Source organism: Paenibacillus sp. FSL P4-0184 (assembly GCF_038004625.1).
GTDB lineage: Bacteria > Bacillota > Bacilli > Paenibacillales > Paenibacillaceae > Paenibacillus_AQ.
The window spans coordinates 753,897-772,445 of the sequence record NZ_JBBORN010000001.1; the positions used below are offsets into that span (position 1 = coordinate 753,897).

Below are 18,549 nucleotides of genomic sequence, written 5' to 3' on the forward strand. Positions count from 1 at the left end.
GACTCTTCCCTCCTACTCGACCCGTACGATCCACAGCTTCTTTCCCTGCTCCAAAAATTGTCCGAGCCGCTCGCCATCACTTTTCTTCAGCTTCAATTCTGGTGTCGCCACCTTGCCAGTCGAAGTGAACCGATTATTGTTGTTTCCCTTTTCTGAATCCAGCACATCATTATTGTCTTCTGTTCGCACATAATTCACGGTGACTCCAGATATAAACACCTCCTTTGCAGGTTCACTAATTGAGCTCTGCACGATCAGTTCCTCCTCTTCCTTCTTGTTTGGGCTAAGCGATTCACTCCGCCTCTCTCGGTCTCCATCAACAAGATAAATATCTACCTTATCCCGGCTGCGCAGTGAACCATTGATGGCATAGATCGCTTCCTTTGGTATAGGAAAAATCCCTTCATCTTTGAGAGGTTCTAAATCACTAACATCCACTAAGGATGCCGTCAAAATACTTCCGTTGGTCAGATTTACATTCGTAATTTTGTGCTCCACTTGTGCGATTTCTGTAATTACACCTGAAGGTATATCCTTGGTCTGAACAGAATCCAGATATAAATCACTTGCTTTCAGCTCATAGTTTTTTGGAAGAAGCTCCCCGCCTTCCACCTTGATTTTGACCACAGTTCGGGATAGTACGTAGGGCTTGAAGTAGAGATCATAGCCTAGCAATCCGCCGACTCCAGTAATCAAAATGAGACTTGCGAAGAAATAATTGCGTTTCAACAGTTGCCTACGCTGTAGAGCCAAGCCTTCCACCTCCTCAAAAACACAGTTTTGAAAAACGACAAAAAGCAACTTGGCGTAAATAGCCAAGCTGCTGGTAAAATTCTTTTTTACCTGTAGAGATTTAGAGAGCTATTAGATTATAGAGTTCCGGTAAAAGCGCTCAGGTTCATACCATAGGCTCTCACCGGAAAATAACCTTTTATTTAAACACTACGGTCTTATTTTGATGGACGAGGATCCGGTCTTCGATATGCCACTTCACCGCACGAGCCAGAACAACCCGCTCAATGGTGCGTCCAATCCGCTTCAACTCGATGACATCATCACCGTGACTAACCCTCTGTACATCCTGTTCAATAATCGGGCCACCATCAAGCTCTTCTGTAACATAGTGAGCAGTTGCTCCGATAATCTTTACCCCGCGTTGGTACGCTTGAGCGTAAGGATTACCGCCAATAAAGGCTGGCAGGAAGGAGTGATGAATATTAATAATTTGGTGGCGATAATGCTCAATAAACGACGGTGAGATAATCTGCATATACCGAGCCAGAATTATAACATCAATGTCGTCTCCGATGACCTCAAGCTGACGTTTTTCCGCATCAGCCTTAGTATCAGCTGTAACTGGAATATGGTGAAAAGGAATGCCGAAGGACTCGACATACGATTTCATATCCAAATGGTTGCTCACGACGAGAGCGATGTCGGCTTCTAGATCACCAGCTTGCCACTGCCAGAGCAGTTCCACAAGACAATGGTCTTCTTTAGAGACAAATATGGCTAATCTTTTCTTATGACGAACATTGAAAATTTTCCAGTTCATCTTGAAACGCTCAGCCACCCCGCCGAACAAAGAACGTATCTCTTCCAGACGATCTCCTAATTCGGGAAGGTCAAACTCAACTCTCATGAAGAACATTCCGCCATCTGGATCCATTGTGTACTGATCCGATTGCACAATATTCGCGCCATGCTGATACAGAAAGTGTGATACAGCCGCCACGATTCCCGGTCCGTCAGGACAAGAAATGAGCATACGCGCCCGGTTGGAATAAGACTCAACACCTGACGAATTGTTTCTTTTTACGTGTAATTCCATGATCCTCATCCCATCCTCTCATCTACATGTGCAATCTGAAGTCTAACTTATGCGTGAACGAGCACTTACTTGCCTGCTAACCATGCAATCAAGCGATGATTAATGGCTTCCTCACTCAATTGCGGGAACAGCTCGGCAGCGATGACTTCATCAAATAGACGCTCCAGCGGTTCACGTGGATCAGCTTTTTTAGCCTTGGCATCGTTCTTCAGCATCTCCCAGACATTAAGCACAAATTGACGGGAATCGATCTCCTTATTAGCAAAAAAATCACGCAGTTTTTCAACATCCTCTATAAACTCCGGTCCAAATCGTTCCGCTACGTTACCACGGAGCAAAGCAATCTCTACCTCATACATCGGACGCTGTTTCTTCGCATCTTTACCAACCCATGGCGTCTCAAGAATGAATGGCAGACCTGTCAATTTCTCATGATGTACGATTTTGTTAATCGTATCAAAACCGATCCAACCCGAACCAATTGGAGTGTGACGGTCTTTACCTGCTCCACATGGATTTTTGCTATCATTGATATGGATAACCCCAAGACGATTCAAGCCGATAATCTCATCAAACTTGTTAAGAACGCCATCCAAATCATTAACGATATCATAGCCAGCATCATGAATGTGACAAGTATCAAGACATACGGACAAACGCTCGTTATGTTCAACCTTATCAATAATAGAAGCAATCTCCTCGAAGCTGCGCCCGATCTCTGTTCCCTTACCAGCCATTGTTTCTAGGGCGATATGAACTTCCGTTTCATTGGTTCCCCCAAGAACCTCATTAAGTCCATCTGCAATCCGCTGAATACCGTATTCTGCATCCTTATCAGTGAATGCACCCGGATGTAATACGATATGTTTGACCTCAAGCGCGTGCGTACGGCGGATTTCCTCTTGTAAGAAATCAACGGCCAACTGATACGTGTTCTCTTTATAGGAAGCGAGATTAATAATGTAAGGTGCGTGAACGACAATCTCCTCCACACCGTTTTCTTTCATTGCTTGCTTTCCTTCAACTGGATACATGGCATCAATCGGCTTGCGGCGCGTGTTCTGTGGCGCTCCTGTATATATCATAAATGAGCTGGAACCATACTCATTTGCTTCATTTGCTGCGGTCAAAAGACCCTTGTCCGAGCAAGACACGTGTGAACCTATTTTCAGCATACTTCTTCCCTCTTTCCTTCACGAATTACCCCTTATTCTACCGTGATCAGAAAAATAAATCTAGACAAGGTCAATATGCTGGGTTCTGCTTCGCAAAACTTTGGAAATAAGCTATACTTTAATATGAGATTAAATTATGTGAGAATACTCATTGCCAAAAGGTGGTGTATGCATGTTTATCCAATCAGGCCTTGGTTTATTATCCGCAACACCGAGCAATTGGTTCATGAACTCTATCGCTTTCTGGACATTTATGCTGCTGGGTTCCATGTGTATCGGCGGTTTTTTTATGTTCCGGAAATTCCTAAAGGTGTTGCCGAAAGCTGATGGAAAATCAAAGCTGGACTGGCAAAATTACTGGGTAGAACGCAGTCGTTCACTCTGGAGTGATGAATCAAAAGCTTTCTTAGACCAGCTTGTTCAGCCTGTGCCCAGCCCTTTTCGCGATATCGCCAAACATTCCATTGCTGCCGAGATCGGTAAGATCGCTGTGGAAAGTAATGCGAAAGAGGTTACTCGAGATCACTGCATTAAAGGTTACATAGTCGCCACTCCGCGGCGTGACAATCGTTTCCTCGTCAATTTTCTCGAAAAGAATAAAATCGACTACTCTGCTTACCAGCATTTGTTTAAGTGATTGCTAATCAAATGTCGCGTTCAGAACGGAGGCCCACCTTATGAAATATGTGATATGTGGCGGCACCGGTTTTATTGGCAGCGAACTAGCAAAATACTGGCTACTAGCAGGCAATGAAGTTGCAATCGTCGGTCGCAATCTACCTAAAGCTGCGCCATATCATCCTAAGCTGAGTTACCACACATGGGACAGCCTACACGCTGATTCAACACCCGTGGAAAATGCGGATGCTTTGGTCAATCTTGCTGGAGCCTCTCTCAGCCAACGTTGGAGTCAGAGCGGCAAAAAAGCAATTATGCAATCCCGTCTTTGGGCCGTTTCCGCTGCTGCTAAGCTACTCGCCCGTTTGAAACACAAACCTTCTGTAGTCATTCAGGCATCAGCAGTGGCTATTTACGGAACCTCTTTGCAAGATACCTTTAATGAATCATCACCAGCCCATGTCATGGATTTCCCTTCTGACGTGGTTAAGACATGGGAAGAAGCTTCAGATGGAGTATACAAGAATATCCGTATGATCAAGTTGCGTACTGGGGTTGTGCTCGGTAACCGAAACGGAGCATTCCCCAAGATGAAGCTTCCCTATTTACTGGGCTTTGGTGGTAACATCGGCGCGGGAAACCAGTGGGTATCCTGGATTCACCTGACCGATATCGTACGTCTAATCGATTTTTGCATTCAAAATCCCACCATCTCCGGACCTGTTAATGCGACTGCTCCACATCCGGTTACGAACGAAGAGTTCGGTAGAACGATTGGAAAAGTATACAACCGGCCGCATTGGTTCCCACTGCCGTCCATCCTGTTAAAAACAGCAGTAGGTGAATTGTCTGAGATCTTGCTCAAAGGACAACGCGTCCTACCATCGGCGGCATTAGAGCAGGGCTTTAACTTTACCTTCCCTACACTTCAAACCGCTTTAGAAGATTTGAAAAGCCAAAAATAGCAGAATCAACACTCTTTACTTGCACTCTTCATCCCATGTGGAATGTGTAACTTCCTTTTACAATCTTGAATACGGTCCCCTCTGACAGCGGGTACTCTTTGTAAGGGATCATGGCTTCGCCTTGAAAAAGCGTTCCGTTTCTGGAGTCGAGATCCTTTAGTACGTATCCGCCCGGGCTCCTAGATATCTCCGCATGTACTCTAGAAGCTCCTTCCGATCTTTCTACATACTGAGCTACTTCTGCCGATCTGCCAATGATAAAGCTAGTTCGGTTTAACGCTATGGTTTCCGACTCTGCCTCTTCCTCATCGCTTCTTTTGAGATAAGGAACATTTCGAGCTAGCTTCTCATTTCGTTTGCCTTGCTGAGGTGTTTCCTCCCGTGATAATAAAGCGGTTGGGGCTATTGGACCTGGTGGTATTACAGAACTATCCTCCTCTTTCCTTGATTCAGATCGCACAGACGGAATGTTAGATAAAGGGTCGGATGGATGCTGATCTCCCTTTGGAATCGATGCTGCAGGACGCACAGTGGTCACAGGGTTCCTACCGAAATCCCACTCCAGTTCTCTTCGATTCGGACTCCGGTTTGTATCTTCAGAATCCTCACTCGTATGTTCCTTTTCTTCGTCACTTCCAAACCTTATCCTTTCGCTCCATACCATCCAGCTAAAAGTAGCCAAGGCAATCGTTGCGATCCCACAAACGGCTAGCCATAACGGTTTTGGGTTATTCAAATATAGGAATTTCCATAATAATGCATCAACCAATAAGCAACCTAGAATAATATAAGTTCTTGAGCTTGAGGGTTGTGAATTCGTCAACTTATTATCGTCTGTAGACCGAAGAGACCTTTCCTCTTCTTTCACCCTAAGATTCGGACTGGAATAGCTGTTTAACCACGGAGCTGAATTCTGCTGCGTACGCAGACCCTTATCCTCGTTCCGCTCACTCATTTTTTTCTGGGGAGCAGCTACCTCATTCACAAACAGTTCCCTTACTCTCTCTTGCATTCGTCTTTCAGGCTCTGCCGGACGTACTTCTGTCAACTTAGGAGATGTGTATGCCATTTCTGCGTTACTACTGAATTGTCCTCTACAAGAGTCGCACTCTGTCAACAGCTCTGAGAGAAGACCCTTTAAGCCAGCTGGTGTAAATTCTTCTTCCCCACAGTATTGCAGCACTCTTTGAACACCACTCCCAGTAAGCTCTGTGATAGAAGCCATCATCACCATGATCAGCGATTTGAGAGACTCTCCCAGCCTAGAAACAGGCTCATTCCCCTGAACAGGGATATAGGTGAGATATACCTTACCACTCTGCAATGATCCTTCAATAAAAATATAATCTTCATGCAAAGCATACTGATCCGCCCGAAGCATATATAACCTGCCATCTTCCATCCCTTGCGCAATTTGTAGAAGTAATCCAAAAAATGAGGTCATGCTCAACTTCTCACTTTTGAGCAAATGACTGAGCATTTTTTTACGCAGAACAGCATATTCCATCGTAACCTTTAAATCAATTTCCCTAAGTAACAACCTTAAATGATGAGGAATGTCAGTGTTCATCAGCATACGAGCTTGAACCATATTAAGCTTACCCACCGGCATTCCTTCTGGTTCGCCAAGCATCATATATATACCGTCCTGCTGCATAAAGTCACGGGATAATCCGTACAACAAGCATCACCACCTCCTATTTTAAAAATAAAGATAAGCGCAAATGGTACCAGGGACTACAGCCAGCATAAAGGGAAATCTCAACAGCTCACTATCTTTATTTCTTAATAGGAATGAACTCTTCAATAATATAAATCCGGAAATTGTGTTAAAGATCTTGCGCGTACGCCTGCCTGTCTCCCGTCTCTTTAAGACAATTAGCCAGCCTATCAATGCCCCAAACAGTACGGAGTACATCACGACCTGCAATGTAAATAGCATTCCTGTCCACGCCCCGATCCCGGCAAATAGCTTAACATCCCCTGCACCAACCGCCCCTATCAAATGCATGATTAGAAGCACTGCAAATCCTGAAGCGGCACCCACACCAGCCTTCAGCAGTCCATCCCAGCCGTTCATCAGCGCTTGAGCAAGCAGACCAGCAAGCAAGGCTGAGACAGTGATCCAGTTTGGTATTCTCATCGACTTTATATCCGTAATAAATGCAGCTGCCAGAAACGGCAGACATCCCCAGAAGGCCCACTCCGCCATGGATTACACTCCTTTCCCTTTCACTCATTTCACTACTATGAACATCACCTCAATAGATCTACCGTCATCGAGTTGAATTACAAATGGCCACGAGCCCGGTGTGGTATTCACACCAATTTTCCACTCCCACTCGATATATCCGTCCGCATCCGCTTGTTTCCAGCCTAAATATTTAGCTGTGCTTCCCCCGCTTTTATAAAAAACGGATAAGCTAGCGGAAGCATTCGGCGGAATTTTAGCACGAACTTTGCCTTGCTTATTGGCTACAGCTGGATTCGGTTTCTCCAAAATCTTAATAAAATCCTCTGGTTGACCAGTGCCGTCATTGCCCTTATTTGTACCCTCTCCTGTATCTCCGATCCAAAGACGTTCAACAGCACTTGCCTCAAGTACAATGCGTTGGTTTAGAAAGGGAACCTTCATCGGCAGCTCATAGCTAACCACCAATCCAAAGTAAGGTCGGATACCCTTCTTTAACTCAGGCACGATAATGTTGGATACATGAATTCGATCATAATCCAGTAAGTCTGATGACAGATACGGCTTTAATAGGGGTTTTATCGCTAGATCCAGTACACTTTCAGAGGTCTCAGCCTGTAGCTTCTGCAGAGGTCCCTCGCCCTTCTCTAAAGCTGACATGACCCACTCATTCAGCGGCTTAGGTAATGACATTGCATAACTGCTGCCCCAATCTGTAAGTGACAAGCGAGGAATCGTCCAATTCGATTCGGCTTGATTGCCAGCGGATAGGTCGGTGCCATCCTTCACTGGATTAGCGCCAGCTTCGCTTGTTGCTCCCCATTTCTGCACAGCCAAAGCTGCCGGGTACATATGCGTTGAAATAGATTTCACAGTATCAGATGCTGTGCTTTGTAAGGCTGTTGAATACAAGGTCATCTGTACGATAGAAATTAGGAACAAAACAAACAGTAGGAAGATCGGAAGTACCATCGCCGCTTCTACTACCATGCTGCCTTCTTCCTGCGTCTTCCTCCTAATCCGGTACCCGTCCCCCATATCCTTACCAACCTCCTGCTAGTATGAAAAATCAGCCTGCACTGCTCTCATATATGTACTGCCTTGCACTTCTCCAGAATACCCAGCGCTATAATCCAATAGCTTCACAACACCCGGTAGAAACCATAGTCGCATTCCAAGCTTAATATTCGATGAGACATACGTACTTCTATCATCTGGATTTATTCCTGTGTTCAGTCGAATGAGAGCCAGCATCCGAGATAATTGAACATTCCCGCCTCCATGCAGCATCATGAACAGACGCAAATGATCACGATAAGTCAGCTGGGCCGGTAAATATTTAGACAGTGGTATGGAATCTTTCTCACAGAGTAACAGCATGTCCTGAATAGCTTGCTGGATCCCATACAACAGTGCTGCGGCCAGAACAGCCAATGGGTTTCCTAAACTTGCCTTCTCAATAAAACCTTCCATCGTTCGAATAGACAGCCGCATAGCAAATATTTCAGCATACGCTGCGGCTACATTTCCAGCGGGATTATGAAATCCATAAAGAATGTATTCCAGCTCTTGCGCTTGAGGATTAAGCTGGTCTGTAAGTTCGGCTGTGCCCTCAGAACCTTGTGCTAGAGTAGCTAACTTGGAAACATCAAAATGTTGAAAATAGAGAGCAGAATACTCCGTTTGAAAAAGTCTATCTCTAGCTCCTCCCATAATGCCACCCATCGCTGCATAGATTCCGTCCATATCCTCCATCGCCGAACTCCCAGCAGTATACGGGTTAGTGCTTACTTCAGATTTAACAAGTGGATCTGATACTAATTCCTTATTAAAAGCAATATTCTCCTCGTAATATTGACGAAGTGTTTGATAGCTTTTCAGAGAATCTGTCCCTCCGTTACCCATCATTCGAATCTTATCAAGCAATGCTTTCGCTTCACCCAGCTTCGATTTTGCTTCTCTCTCCAATTGCTTACGCTCTTTATCTGAGCTACGGTGCTGTTCGATTAAAGCCAAATCACTAACGATAATACTTCCCTTCTTACCGTAATTCTGTAGATAGTTATTCACTACGCGTGAAGCTTCAAGAACAGAAGAGATCATTTGATAGGAGTCACCATATTCACTCAAAGCTTCATACAGCACACCCGACATTCCTGTTACGATAGGTTCAATGGCCTCGTAAGAACTTTGCTGCATAGATATACTATTCTCCATCTGACTTAGATCAGTTGAGGAGAGAATCAGTGCATCTTCCTGCTCACGCAGCTTTTTAAGCGGGTCTGAGCTTATCTCTCCTGAGCTCGCCGGAATATCCCAGTCATTAGCAGGATCATTTGATAGATCCACCCCCTCCATTCGTGACTGTTCCAATATATTTCTCATCTCGTCATTCAATTGCTCTGCCTTCTTTAACGCTTCATTCACTCCCTCCATTGATCTTTCATGATCTTCACGAAAAGCTGTTAATAAGGCAGGAAGCCGCGATAACATTTCAGTAGTTCGACTCCGGTAGAGAGACAATTGATAAGTGTACTTTGCAGGCTTTTTACTATCACGATAAAGATCATCATAATATTTCCCAAGATAGTCACTATACTGTGCGGGAATATCCGCCGCCGATTGCATATTTCCGAGTGAACTGGCAGAAATGGACTCTGCAGGCGGATTCATAATCCATTGAAGTAACCTTCTTCCACTCTCCGCAGCCTGGCTTCTCTGCTCTAACATAAGATCCAAAGCCTCTTCTCGCTCGTCATATAACGGCTGCAGCTTACTGAGTAGTTCAGTAGCCCGTGAGGCCTCTGCCATTACTCCTGACATCGGCTTGAATTTACCTGCCAATTCCAAAGCAAAATCCACCGGAGCCTTATACTTCATTTCCTCCAGTATTTGTCGACTCACAACATCATAGCTACCCAGCGGTCTGCTCCATTTCAAAGATGACGATTCCAAAGCGAAGGGTACAAGATTGAATGCGTCACTCCTACCACTTTTATGCATATTATCATTGAGTACCTGAGACAGCAGCATATCCCCGTCACTCTCTCCAAAGGCGAATAAACCATACTTTTCTCGTAGCTCAACATCGTAAGATGACATTACAGAGCGAACGCTAGCCCTCGCTAGACGTTCCTCCTGAACATTGAAGGCAGCAATCCGCGCATAGTCAATCAGCACAGCGGTAAATAAAAAGACGAAAGCCAGTACCATAATTAAAAAAATTGAGACTGAACCTTCCGTTTTGCCCTTACCCTGCCTCTGTTTCCTTCGACTCTTACCGCTAACAAGGCAACTGGTATAGATGCTCCTCATCAAAACCTCCCTCCTTATCCCTACCTTCAATAGATACAAGATCCATTAGCAAGGAAATATTCACTTATCCTGAAGCTTGGTCATCATCGCGGATGCATCCTTCTTCTCCATGTGGACTCCAGACCCACTAGTACCCTCTGAGCCTCCCTTGAACTTAGCCCCGAAGTAACGCATCAGGTCGACCGTACGGATAAACTCAACAGGCTCAGCGATGATAGATTGAGTTTTTACAGTTGGCTTTGCCTCATCAGACAAAACCTCATCAAGTACAGGTAAGTGCAGTAGACGATTTAATTCAGCACTTACTTTCCGTCCTGCAAGTGAATATGCGTAGTTCAAATTTCCCGGCATATTATTCGGAATCATAGAGGACGAATGTCTGAGTTTAAGCACTGGTAGATCACTTTCCTCTGACACTTCACCAGGTAGCTCTATTGTCGCGCCATCACTTCCAGCTTCTCCGCCGAATAAAGAGGCTAGCAAAGCATCGTCTCCAATTCTCCAATAAAGGGAGTCATACTCACCAGCAGCATAGGAGCCAGAAACCTCTTTATGGCTGTTGTCCCAATTGTAAGCCGCACGCTCAGTAGCCCCTGAGGCCACTTGCAGAAGCATAGACTTCTGGTAGCTATACAAACAGAAGAACAGAAGAAGCATTGTAATACACATGACCATTGGTAGTAGAATTGAAGCTTCAATAGTAAAGCTGCCTCGATCGTCCTTAAGCTTTTTCACTCGAATACTTCCTGGCTCTTTTCTCCCGCAGTTTTAATCAAAGCCTCCACTACTTCCTGAATTTTGTCCTTAAACAAAAGAACGACCGCAATCAGCACTGCAATAATCAGAATCATTTCCAGTGTCCCCAGGCCTTCCTCGTCCTTCCAAAGATTCTTCACGCTACCCAACATTGTCGTCATCATTAGTTTCACCCTCCTACATTTTTAACATCATGAATGCTGGCGTTCCCACCAGTACAATTACTATTAAAAAGATAACTACCATCGGAAAGACTAGTTTAGAGGAAGCTTGCTCCCCTCGCGTTCGGCTGATAGCTTTCCGTTTATCCCACAGCATCCGCGAGAGATCGCGTAGCGATAACACAAAATCCGCTCCACCTCTGCGATAATTCAGAAGAACCGTCGTCGTGAACAACGATACCTCCTGCACTGCACACCTCTTGCTAAAATTCTCGAATGCCTGCTGAAATGAATACCCTCCTTCCCATTCACTGGTCATGATCCTAAGCTCCTTATACAATGGGTGATTAACATCACCTCGATGGCTCTCCACACAGCGGATAATCGCCCGTTGCACAGTCTCACCTGCTCCTACCAGCAATACAATGCTGTTCAGAAGTTCTGGTAGCTCGAGCATAATATTCTGCTCTCTCACCCTCACCTTTTTATGTAAATCACTCACCATAGCAGCTGGTAGAGCTACCGCCAAGAAAAAACCTAGAATCAGACCTGTCTGATCGCCGCTAAAGCCTGTGATCAAACTTCCACCCACAAGCAGCAACCAACTGTAGCTAAGCATCTCACCCATGAACAACAGGGTTCGTTCTGCACTGTAACGCATCCCATAACTTCGCTGCAGGGAACGTTGAATCCTGAACATCAATGATGGAAAACGACTGACAATGCCGGTTTTCTCAATGAGCAGCAGCAGCGGTTCACCCAGCTTCCGAAGTCGTAATCCTTCCATAGGAAGTTCTCTTAATCCGTCATATCTTTTTCCGCATTTAATTCGTAACAGAGCCCAGACAACAAGTAAAAATATAGTGACTACTGCACATAGCCATCGCATGATTTCATCCCCTTCACAGCGGAATGTCCATTATTTTAGTAGTCCAGAGATAACATAAAAACAAAGCTACTAATGCAAGCGTCGATATGGCTATACCCGCTCCTGTGTACATGGGCTGCATATAGTCTCCTGCAGTCAAACTCATAAAGATCACCATAATTAGTGGAGATATTAACAGCGCTTTCGCTTCGAATTTCTTCTGTGAAATGCTTACAGTAATATCTTGCTGAATATCCAGCTTCTCTCCAATAATCGTAGACGTACGGCGCACTACTTCTACCAGATCGCCGCCTGTACGTTTACATACAGTGAACACGTCAGCGAACCGCTCAATATCTTCCATTCCTGCTCTTTCACTGAAATCCCGAAGCGCTTCCTCCACTGGCTGACCGTATTCCATGCGTGTACAGATAATATTTAACTCCGAGATCATATCGCCGCCCCCCTCCGGGTCCAGCATACGTAAGTCTTGGACCGCTTCCCGGAAAGCATTCTCGACCGATCGCCCTGCTGAGAGTGAGGAAGACAATGAAAATAACGTCTGTTTAAACTGTAAATTAAGCATACTCCGGCGTCTTTTCAGCAAATAATTACGCAGCATACGAGGTGCATACAGCCCACCTGGCATAAGTAGTAACGACATTATCCAATGATGATAAAAAAGATATCCCACTCCAAACAGCAGCAAACCACCTACTGCAATAGCCAGAGTTTTCTGTATCAAGGTCAACTCGTATACCGTATAATCCGGCAATAATGAATGGCCTCTGAAATCAGCTCTCTTAGGTTTTTCAGCAGCAAACTTAATCTTAAACACTACCTCTTCCCCCTTTTAGAATTCAGAACCCAGCCTGTGATAACGGATAGGAGGTTACACCAGCCATTCTAAGCTTTGCTGTATGCATAAGCGGGTTTGCGCAAGAAACCAGCCCTCCTTGTACCCGGCCCTCTCGTTCACCGGACTCTTGAAATTCATAAAGAGGGTTCAAGACCACTTCTCCATCTTTCAGGCCTGCAACCTCACTAATCTCCATCACTCGCCTAGAACGATCACGGAACCTGGACAAATGTACGAAAATATCAATCGCCGATGAAATTTGCTGACGAACAACCGTTACTGGCAGGTCCGCAGCACTTAACACCATCGTCTCCAGTCGACTGACCATATCGTGCGCGCTGTTACTATGCCCTGTGGACAAGCTTCCATCGTGTCCAGTGTTCATCGCCTGTAGCATATCGAGGCATTCCGCTCCCCGTACCTCACCCACAACAATTCGATTGGGTCTCATCCGCAGCGAAGAACGAATCAAATCTCGAATGGAAATCTCCCCTCTGCCTTCCGTATTCGCGTTCCTAGTCTCCAGGGAAACAAGATTTGGCACCGTTACAATCTGTAGCTCAGCAGAATCTTCTATTGTGATGACCCTCTCCTGTGAAGGGATAAACTGAGATAATGCATTTAGAAAGGTTGTCTTCCCCGAGCCCGTTCCCCCGCTTATAAAAATGTTGTATTTAGCAGCTACTAAGATTTGCAGTAGCTCTGCTGCTTCCAGGCTTAAAGCTTCACGGCTCACCAATTCATTCATCGTCATCGGCTTCTCCGGGAATTTACGTATGGTCATCGCTGGTCCCTTCAGTGAGACTGGCGGAAGTACAATATTCACACGGGATCCATCCTTCAACCGGGCATCAACGATAGGAGAGGAGTCATTTACTACCCTGTTAACACCGGATACTACCGTTTGGATAATGTCTTCCAGCCTGCTGCTGGACTCAAATTCCAAAGGAAGACGACGAATCTGACCCTCCTCTTCTATAAAAATCTCAGTATGACTATTGATCATAATCTCCGTGATCGCCGGATTATCCACTAATGGCTGAAGCACATCCAATCCTCGGAAGGAGTCAAATAGTCTCTTAACTAACTCATGCTTCTCCTGTGCTGTTAAGTAACGGAGGCTTTCACTTTCTAGAATCGTTCGTTCGATAAACCCAGTAAGTTCACGGTTTCCTACTGCAGAAGTCACATCAAGCCCTGCACGAATCTCACTACGCAGCGCCCTGAACATCTCCTCATTCATGGATATTCTTCCCTGTAAAAACTAATGGGAGTGCTGGCTCTACAATCCGCTTGCACAACTGCAAGATCTCCTGCTGAAATTGTGGAGAGTTCAAAAAGAGCTCCTCACGGTGTTGCAGCGCCCATGATGGGATAAAGGGACATACGCCTTCAATGATAATTCCTTCAGGAGGCACCCACTCTTCCAAACGATCCACTGCAAAATTCACTACAAATTTACTCTTGTCCATCACATGGGGGGACATGCCAGAGTTAGGAGCGGTGCAATGCGACAGCCATCTCATAGTCTTATACATGCTTACATCATCATTTTTCAGGACCCAAAGTAGAACCCCACTTCGCTGCAGCACAGCTTTCGCACGCTCTTCCTCGATGCTGCCGGTGTCCACAATAACAACATCAAAGTTTCTCTCCGCAACCAGCCGCTCTAACAAATCCAGCGTATCTTGCAAAGTCATCTGCAGCATTTCCTTCACATTAATAACCGGTCTGAAAGCAGCAGTTCGGAGGTAATCATATCTAATGAAGTATTGTCCTAATTCGATCGTATCCGCTTCATCCTTGTCTCGGTTGGCCTTTATTTCATATAGCAGCCGCTCTAGTCCAGGCGTATAACCTGCAGGGATTCTGAGAAACAACCCACTGCTGTCTACACTCTCAAGGTTCAGATAGAACACCGAAAGGCCCATTTCACCAAGCTGCTTCGCCATATTCAATGCTATCGTTGTTTTGCCCATGTTGCCGCTAGCAGAGACAACCCCCAGCAACAACGTTTCATCTAGCACAGAAGATCCTCTACTTCTCTGGATTTCACATAACTGGAGAAATGCTCCCAGGAGGGAAGGAAGCGCCTGATATTTGGCAATCATTACTCCCCCTCCCAGACTTTTAGCACTCTTACCGAGATAACCTCCATCCTCACTCAAAACTGCCCATGGAACCGTGCTTTTCCCCTCTACTAGCCAAGCCTCAATAAAAGAAGAGTCCCCCACAACAGCATCCGGGATGTCTTCTCCCCTCATAAATTCGATAAATGCATCCATTCGGCTAAAAGCCGTAATACGCAGCATTTCTCCGTACTCACTGTGATGAAGATAGTGCAATAATGGTTCGATATATTGACTTTCACGCACTGCGAGCACAATCCTTGCCGCCATGAAACCACGCTCCTTTCGATAAGAAGAAATCCATTATTTCCTCAAAAAAAGACAGCAAAAAAAGCACCGACAATAACCGTGGATACGGTAATTGAACGGTGCTTCCGTTACTATTCCTTTAATTTACAGCTATAGTAGCATATATATAAGAAGGCAGCAATAAGTTTTTTCGCACACTAGCTGGATACTATACTCTCATCTTATCTTCGCGCCAGTTCTTAATGGCAGAGCGAATATCGGCAGGGTTGAGCTTCTCCTTCACCGCCCGCTGACACAGTGCTGAAAACTCATCATCACCCGCATAACGTAGCGCTATAATTTGGGCTATTTCAAGCTCTGGGCTCAAAGCTTCGCCTGTCAGACGGAAATAGCGAAACTGCTCTTCCACTCTCACCACGCGGTCCTGATTTTTTGTCGCATATATACGAATTCTTGTAATCGCAAAAAGTAAGCATAAGGACATACCGAATAACAGCAATGGCACCGTTAAAGCACCATCATCACGTATCTCTTGAACAGCATAAATCGCCGACCACACAAACGAAATTAGCGCAAGCGGCATCGTCACAAAATGAAAAGGCCAATCAAAACGCATAAATCCCTTGGGCTTCCCTTTATTCATAATTCATCTCCATATTTTATATGACTTGTATAGCGCTTAAAGCTTGGTCTCGCCGGGAATTGCCACAATAAAGGGTTTGTTGTTCTCCCAGTTCAGCGACTTCCCTGATACTTTAGTCGTTCCATCCGCATTAACGATTCCGCAAATAATCTGACTTCCCCATACACTCGTATAATAATAGGCATAGGATGGGGCTAAAACAGGGGCTTTACCATATTCCTTCGCAATGGGGTGTCCGAATATCGCGGTAAAATCTTTTTTATCAGCCTCTTTCGAATTGTCCAGATCTGCTTCCCATACGACTGTTCTAATGTTGTCTTTAATCTCATAATACGATACAAAATGCCCATAGATTATGAAATATCCATCAGATCTGCCTTCAGGAAAATAATACGACATAGACAACGATTCATTATCACCCGTTAATTGGGACGGTTCTCTTTCTTCAACCGGGAATTGTAAAGCAGCAATGCGGGAAACTACCAAGTCCCTACTATTATAATTCTGCACAAGCTTCGCATTTGCACGTTCCTGAACCCAGATAGTATTCGTAGTAGCATCTACCGTTACTCTTGCTCCAAGAGCTTCCGTAATAAATCTCAGCGGCACCGTAACTCTTCCATCCATGATGCTAGCAGGTGCATCCAGTTGTACAGATTCGGAGTTCTTCCACGCCGTTCGAGAACCCACAGCAAGCTTAATCTTCATGGAGTCTCTAACGATCGTTACTTGCTTTGTACGGGCTTCCCACTGAATAGAAGTATTCTTGAAGCTCTCAAAAGCCTTCAGCGGAACCATCGTCTGTCCAGAGACGATTTGCACGCCGTAATTCACGCTCGAATGATTCACCATTACCTTGAGCTTAGCATCTGCGGATACCGTTCCCATCGTACCTAAAGAAGCTAGCATAACTATTAATAGATAAAGTCCTGCCTTTCGCAACATCCCTTCACCCCTCGCTAAATGTCCTTAGATATACCAAATTATGGTTACATTATAACATCTAGCCAAATCCCAGATTACAAAAATCTTTGTTTGATCTCCGGTGTTGGGAGCAGACATTGCTCATCGCGCCCGAACCAACGGTAACGATTCCTTGCAACATAGCGGTAAAGGATATTCCGTATTGGGCGCGGCACTATAATGAAGATATACGCAGCAGGCCAAGGCCATCTCAATCTACGTGCAATCCGCAGTACAGCAGCCGACTCTGTATAATACACACCGTTCTCCAGCAATACAACTGTGTTCAACTGCCCAGGTTGAAGTCCAGCCTCACTCATTAGCTTAGCGGCAATTTCACTTTGTAAAGGGGCGAATAAAAATTTAGCCTTGGGATCACGCGGGATGATGAAACGAATCAAACCTTGGCAAAGATGACACACCCCATCAATCAACACAATGGACTTATTTTGCATAATGTTCAGTTCCTCTTTCATAGCTCCCCCTCCCTATAAAGATAAGTGTATCGCATATTTTGGGTAAACAAAAACGCGGGATAGAATCCCGCGCCAACATGTACCGTTCTTTAATTATTCAGCAATTGCCTTTTCAATCCATTGATCACCGATCATTTGTCCTTCGAAATCAGCAGTGAATGCCTCCATGCATTTACAGATGAAATCTTTGCGGCAAATTGGACATGGAGTTTTAAGCAGGCGGCTGATGTTCGTCATTTTCCATTCCGGAAACCGATTATAAAACGCACGGCACTCCGTTCCATCAGCAAGCTTGATAATGAACTCGTACAATCCTTCCTTATCGTTGCTGCTGGCTTTGGTCACATTCGTAATATTCGGTCTGTAAGACATCTTCATCACCCATTATTTAAATTTTTGGTTGTAAATTGCACACGCAACATATTCTCAGATACTTAGACATATTAAAGAATTTTAAGAGTGATGTCAACCAAAGACGCCTAACACGGAGGCTATTTATTGCTCTTTTCTGATCAACGCCTTTATTCAGTCATTATTTCCATAAAATATATACAGATACATTTAATTTATGATCATTCATTTTGCTGTGATTTGATAAACCGAATGGGCGTTAATGGTTCATAGAATTTTCTTATTTGGCTCACCCTCATAAATGGTGTACAATTAAATTGCGATAAATTAAAATTAGGAGTTACAAAGGAGGTGGCATCCATGAGTATTTATGATTTTGAGGTCAACACTCTTCGGGGTGCAGAAGAATCATTGTCCAAGTACAAAGGTAAAGTACTCCTTGTTGTGAATACAGCTAGCAAATGCGGGTTTACGCCTCAGTATAAAGGGCTTCAGGAAGTGTACGAGAAATTTAAGGATCGTGGATTCGAAGTACTTGGTTTCCCAAGCAATCAGTTTGCTGGCCAAGAGCCTGGCGAAAGTGATGAAATTGCAGAATACTGCGAGATTAACTATGGAGTAACTTTCCCAATGTTTGAGAAGATTGATGTAAAAGGTGATGATGCACACCCATTATTCAAATACTTATCAAAGGAAGCACCTGGTGTTCTAGGCTCAAAAAGCGTGAAATGGAACTTCACCAAGTTCCTCGTGGATCAAGAAGGCCGTGTCCTTAAGCGTTTTGCTCCTAAAACTACTCCTCAGCAGATCGAATCCTATATCTCCAAGCTTCTGAAATAATCCATTCAATAAGAAATTTCAAAAAAGGATACTGGCCACATCACTCAGCCCACTAGGTGATATGCGGTCAGTATCCCTTTTGTCATTAATCATGATATCGTGATAAATCCCCCTCCTAACCCCTTTGGAATAATTTATAATATTGATGAAAAAAATTAC

General features: G+C 44.7%; 20 protein-coding genes. 3 read left to right on the plus strand and 17 right to left on the minus strand.

All coding sequences use genetic code 11. The features are described from left to right. Window positions 1-12 precede the first annotated feature (12 nt). From MKY52_RS03175 to MKY52_RS03185, 3 genes are all read right to left on the minus strand, one after another. On the minus strand, window positions 13-753 hold the full coding sequence (locus MKY52_RS03175; RefSeq protein ID WP_042185555.1) for an SAF domain-containing protein: 741 nt from the start codon (window positions 751-753) through the stop codon (window positions 13-15). A 178-nt stretch (window positions 754-931) separates the two neighbouring features. Continuing rightward, window positions 932-1,831 (minus strand): formyltetrahydrofolate deformylase, encoded by a 900-nt coding sequence (gene purU / locus MKY52_RS03180; protein WP_341049777.1) that lies wholly within the window; start codon window positions 1,829-1,831, stop codon window positions 932-934. A gap of 65 nt (window positions 1,832-1,896) precedes the next feature. Then, window positions 1,897-3,006: a deoxyribonuclease IV gene (locus MKY52_RS03185; RefSeq protein WP_341049779.1), complete on the minus strand. Its 1,110-nt coding sequence runs from the start codon at window positions 3,004-3,006 to the stop codon at window positions 1,897-1,899. 172 nt (window positions 3,007-3,178) lie between these two features. Here MKY52_RS03185 and MKY52_RS03190 point away from each other — a divergent pair, with 172 nt between their 5' ends. Together MKY52_RS03190 and MKY52_RS03195 are read left to right on the plus strand one after the other, a co-directional pair. Beyond that, the gene (locus tag MKY52_RS03190; RefSeq protein ID WP_341049780.1) at window positions 3,179-3,643 is read left to right on the plus strand and encodes a DUF2621 domain-containing protein; all 465 of its coding nucleotides are present in this window, start codon (window positions 3,179-3,181) and stop codon (window positions 3,641-3,643) included. Window positions 3,644-3,683: 40 nt separating this feature from the next. Next, entirely contained in the window at window positions 3,684-4,589 is a 906-nt protein-coding gene (locus MKY52_RS03195; RefSeq protein ID WP_341049782.1) for a TIGR01777 family oxidoreductase, read from the plus strand. 28 nt (window positions 4,590-4,617) lie between these two features. Here the strand turns inward: MKY52_RS03195 and MKY52_RS03200 are convergent, their stop codons facing one another. The 14 genes from MKY52_RS03200 to MKY52_RS03265 all read right to left on the minus strand — a co-directional run bounded on the left by MKY52_RS03200 (window position 4,618) and on the right by MKY52_RS03265 (window position 17,571). Next, window positions 4,618-6,273 (minus strand): DUF6382 domain-containing protein, encoded by a 1,656-nt coding sequence (locus tag MKY52_RS03200; RefSeq protein ID WP_341049784.1) that lies wholly within the window; start codon window positions 6,271-6,273, stop codon window positions 4,618-4,620. 18 nt (window positions 6,274-6,291) lie between these two features. Then, window positions 6,292-6,801: an A24 family peptidase gene (locus tag MKY52_RS03205; RefSeq protein ID WP_341049785.1), complete on the minus strand. Its 510-nt coding sequence runs from the start codon at window positions 6,799-6,801 to the stop codon at window positions 6,292-6,294. A gap of 24 nt (window positions 6,802-6,825) precedes the next feature. Next, a complete protein-coding gene (locus MKY52_RS03210) occupies window positions 6,826-7,818 on the minus strand; it encodes a TadE/TadG family type IV pilus assembly protein (RefSeq protein ID WP_341049787.1) in 993 nt (330 codons plus the stop codon). A gap of 18 nt (window positions 7,819-7,836) precedes the next feature. Continuing rightward, a complete protein-coding gene (locus MKY52_RS03215) occupies window positions 7,837-10,095 on the minus strand; it encodes a hypothetical protein (RefSeq protein WP_341049788.1) in 2,259 nt (752 codons plus the stop codon). Between the two features lie 60 nt (window positions 10,096-10,155). Next, window positions 10,156-10,830 carry a TadE family protein gene (locus tag MKY52_RS03220; RefSeq protein ID WP_339245629.1) on the minus strand — a complete coding sequence of 225 codons (675 nt, stop codon included), beginning with the start codon at window positions 10,828-10,830 and terminating at the stop codon, window positions 10,156-10,158. Next, window positions 10,827-11,015 (minus strand): Flp1 family type IVb pilin, encoded by a 189-nt coding sequence (locus MKY52_RS03225; protein ID WP_341049789.1) that lies wholly within the window; start codon window positions 11,013-11,015, stop codon window positions 10,827-10,829. Before MKY52_RS03225 ends, MKY52_RS03220 begins: the two co-directional genes overlap by 4 nt. A 13-nt stretch (window positions 11,016-11,028) precedes the next feature. Beyond that, entirely contained in the window at window positions 11,029-11,904 is an 876-nt protein-coding gene (locus MKY52_RS03230; RefSeq protein WP_042185538.1) for a type II secretion system F family protein, read from the minus strand. 10 nt (window positions 11,905-11,914) lie between these two features. After that, a complete protein-coding gene (locus MKY52_RS03235; RefSeq protein WP_341053332.1) occupies window positions 11,915-12,709 on the minus strand; it encodes a type II secretion system F family protein in 795 nt (264 codons plus the stop codon). Window positions 12,710-12,740: 31 nt separating this feature from the next. Continuing rightward, window positions 12,741-13,982, minus strand: coding sequence for a CpaF family protein (locus MKY52_RS03240; protein WP_341049790.1), 1,242 nt, complete (start codon window positions 13,980-13,982; stop codon window positions 12,741-12,743). Further along, on the minus strand, window positions 13,975-15,138 hold the full coding sequence (locus MKY52_RS03245; protein WP_341049791.1) for a hypothetical protein: 1,164 nt from the start codon (window positions 15,136-15,138) through the stop codon (window positions 13,975-13,977). The genes MKY52_RS03240 and MKY52_RS03245 overlap by 8 nt, the downstream gene beginning before the upstream one ends. 187 nt (window positions 15,139-15,325) lie before the next feature. After that, window positions 15,326-15,760 (minus strand): DUF6526 family protein, encoded by a 435-nt coding sequence (locus tag MKY52_RS03250; protein ID WP_341049792.1) that lies wholly within the window; start codon window positions 15,758-15,760, stop codon window positions 15,326-15,328. A gap of 36 nt (window positions 15,761-15,796) precedes the next feature. After that, window positions 15,797-16,705, minus strand: coding sequence for a copper amine oxidase N-terminal domain-containing protein (locus MKY52_RS03255; protein WP_341049794.1), 909 nt, complete (start codon window positions 16,703-16,705; stop codon window positions 15,797-15,799). A gap of 74 nt (window positions 16,706-16,779) precedes the next feature. Next, window positions 16,780-17,199, minus strand: a complete 420-nt coding sequence (locus MKY52_RS03260) for a thiol-disulfide oxidoreductase DCC family protein (RefSeq protein WP_341049797.1) — start codon at window positions 17,197-17,199, stop codon at window positions 16,780-16,782. A 93-nt stretch (window positions 17,200-17,292) separates the two neighbouring features. Continuing rightward, window positions 17,293-17,571: a hypothetical protein gene (locus MKY52_RS03265; RefSeq protein WP_042124803.1), complete on the minus strand. Its 279-nt coding sequence runs from the start codon at window positions 17,569-17,571 to the stop codon at window positions 17,293-17,295. Window positions 17,572-17,910: 339 nt separating this feature from the next. Between MKY52_RS03265 and MKY52_RS03270 the strand changes: the two genes are divergently transcribed. Then, window positions 17,911-18,390 (plus strand): glutathione peroxidase, encoded by a 480-nt coding sequence (locus tag MKY52_RS03270; protein ID WP_341049799.1) that lies wholly within the window; start codon window positions 17,911-17,913, stop codon window positions 18,388-18,390. The last annotated feature ends 159 nt before the right edge of the window (window positions 18,391-18,549 follow it).

Excerpts from the sequence above, each read along its gene's own strand:
- MKY52_RS03210 (WP_341049787.1), bottom strand. The coding sequence starts at position 7,818 with ATGGGGGACGGGTACCGGATTAGGAGGAAGACGCAGGAAGAAGGCAGC.
- MKY52_RS03225 (WP_341049789.1), bottom strand. The coding sequence starts at position 11,015 with ATGATGACGACAATGTTGGGTAGCGTGAAGAATCTTTGGAAGGACGAG.
- MKY52_RS03215 (WP_341049788.1), bottom strand. The coding sequence starts at position 10,095 with ATGAGGAGCATCTATACCAGTTGCCTTGTTAGCGGTAAGAGTCGAAGG.
- MKY52_RS03245 (WP_341049791.1), bottom strand. The coding sequence starts at position 15,138 with ATGGCGGCAAGGATTGTGCTCGCAGTGCGTGAAAGTCAATATATCGAA.
- MKY52_RS03260 (WP_341049797.1), bottom strand. The coding sequence starts at position 17,199 with ATGAAAGAGGAACTGAACATTATGCAAAATAAGTCCATTGTGTTGATT.
- purU (WP_341049777.1), bottom strand. The coding sequence starts at position 1,831 with ATGGAATTACACGTAAAAAGAAACAATTCGTCAGGTGTTGAGTCTTAT.
- MKY52_RS03195 (WP_341049782.1), top strand. The coding sequence starts at position 3,684 with ATGAAATATGTGATATGTGGCGGCACCGGTTTTATTGGCAGCGAACTA.
- MKY52_RS03205 (WP_341049785.1), bottom strand. The coding sequence starts at position 6,801 with ATGGCGGAGTGGGCCTTCTGGGGATGTCTGCCGTTTCTGGCAGCTGCA.
- MKY52_RS03190 (WP_341049780.1), top strand. The coding sequence starts at position 3,179 with ATGTTTATCCAATCAGGCCTTGGTTTATTATCCGCAACACCGAGCAAT.
- MKY52_RS03240 (WP_341049790.1), bottom strand. The coding sequence starts at position 13,982 with ATGAATGAGGAGATGTTCAGGGCGCTGCGTAGTGAGATTCGTGCAGGG.
- MKY52_RS03265 (WP_042124803.1), bottom strand. The coding sequence starts at position 17,571 with ATGTCTTACAGACCGAATATTACGAATGTGACCAAAGCCAGCAGCAAC.
- MKY52_RS03250 (WP_341049792.1), bottom strand. The coding sequence starts at position 15,760 with ATGAATAAAGGGAAGCCCAAGGGATTTATGCGTTTTGATTGGCCTTTT.
- MKY52_RS03270 (WP_341049799.1), top strand. The coding sequence starts at position 17,911 with ATGAGTATTTATGATTTTGAGGTCAACACTCTTCGGGGTGCAGAAGAA.
- MKY52_RS03255 (WP_341049794.1), bottom strand. The coding sequence starts at position 16,705 with ATGTTGCGAAAGGCAGGACTTTATCTATTAATAGTTATGCTAGCTTCT.
- MKY52_RS03185 (WP_341049779.1), bottom strand. The coding sequence starts at position 3,006 with ATGCTGAAAATAGGTTCACACGTGTCTTGCTCGGACAAGGGTCTTTTG.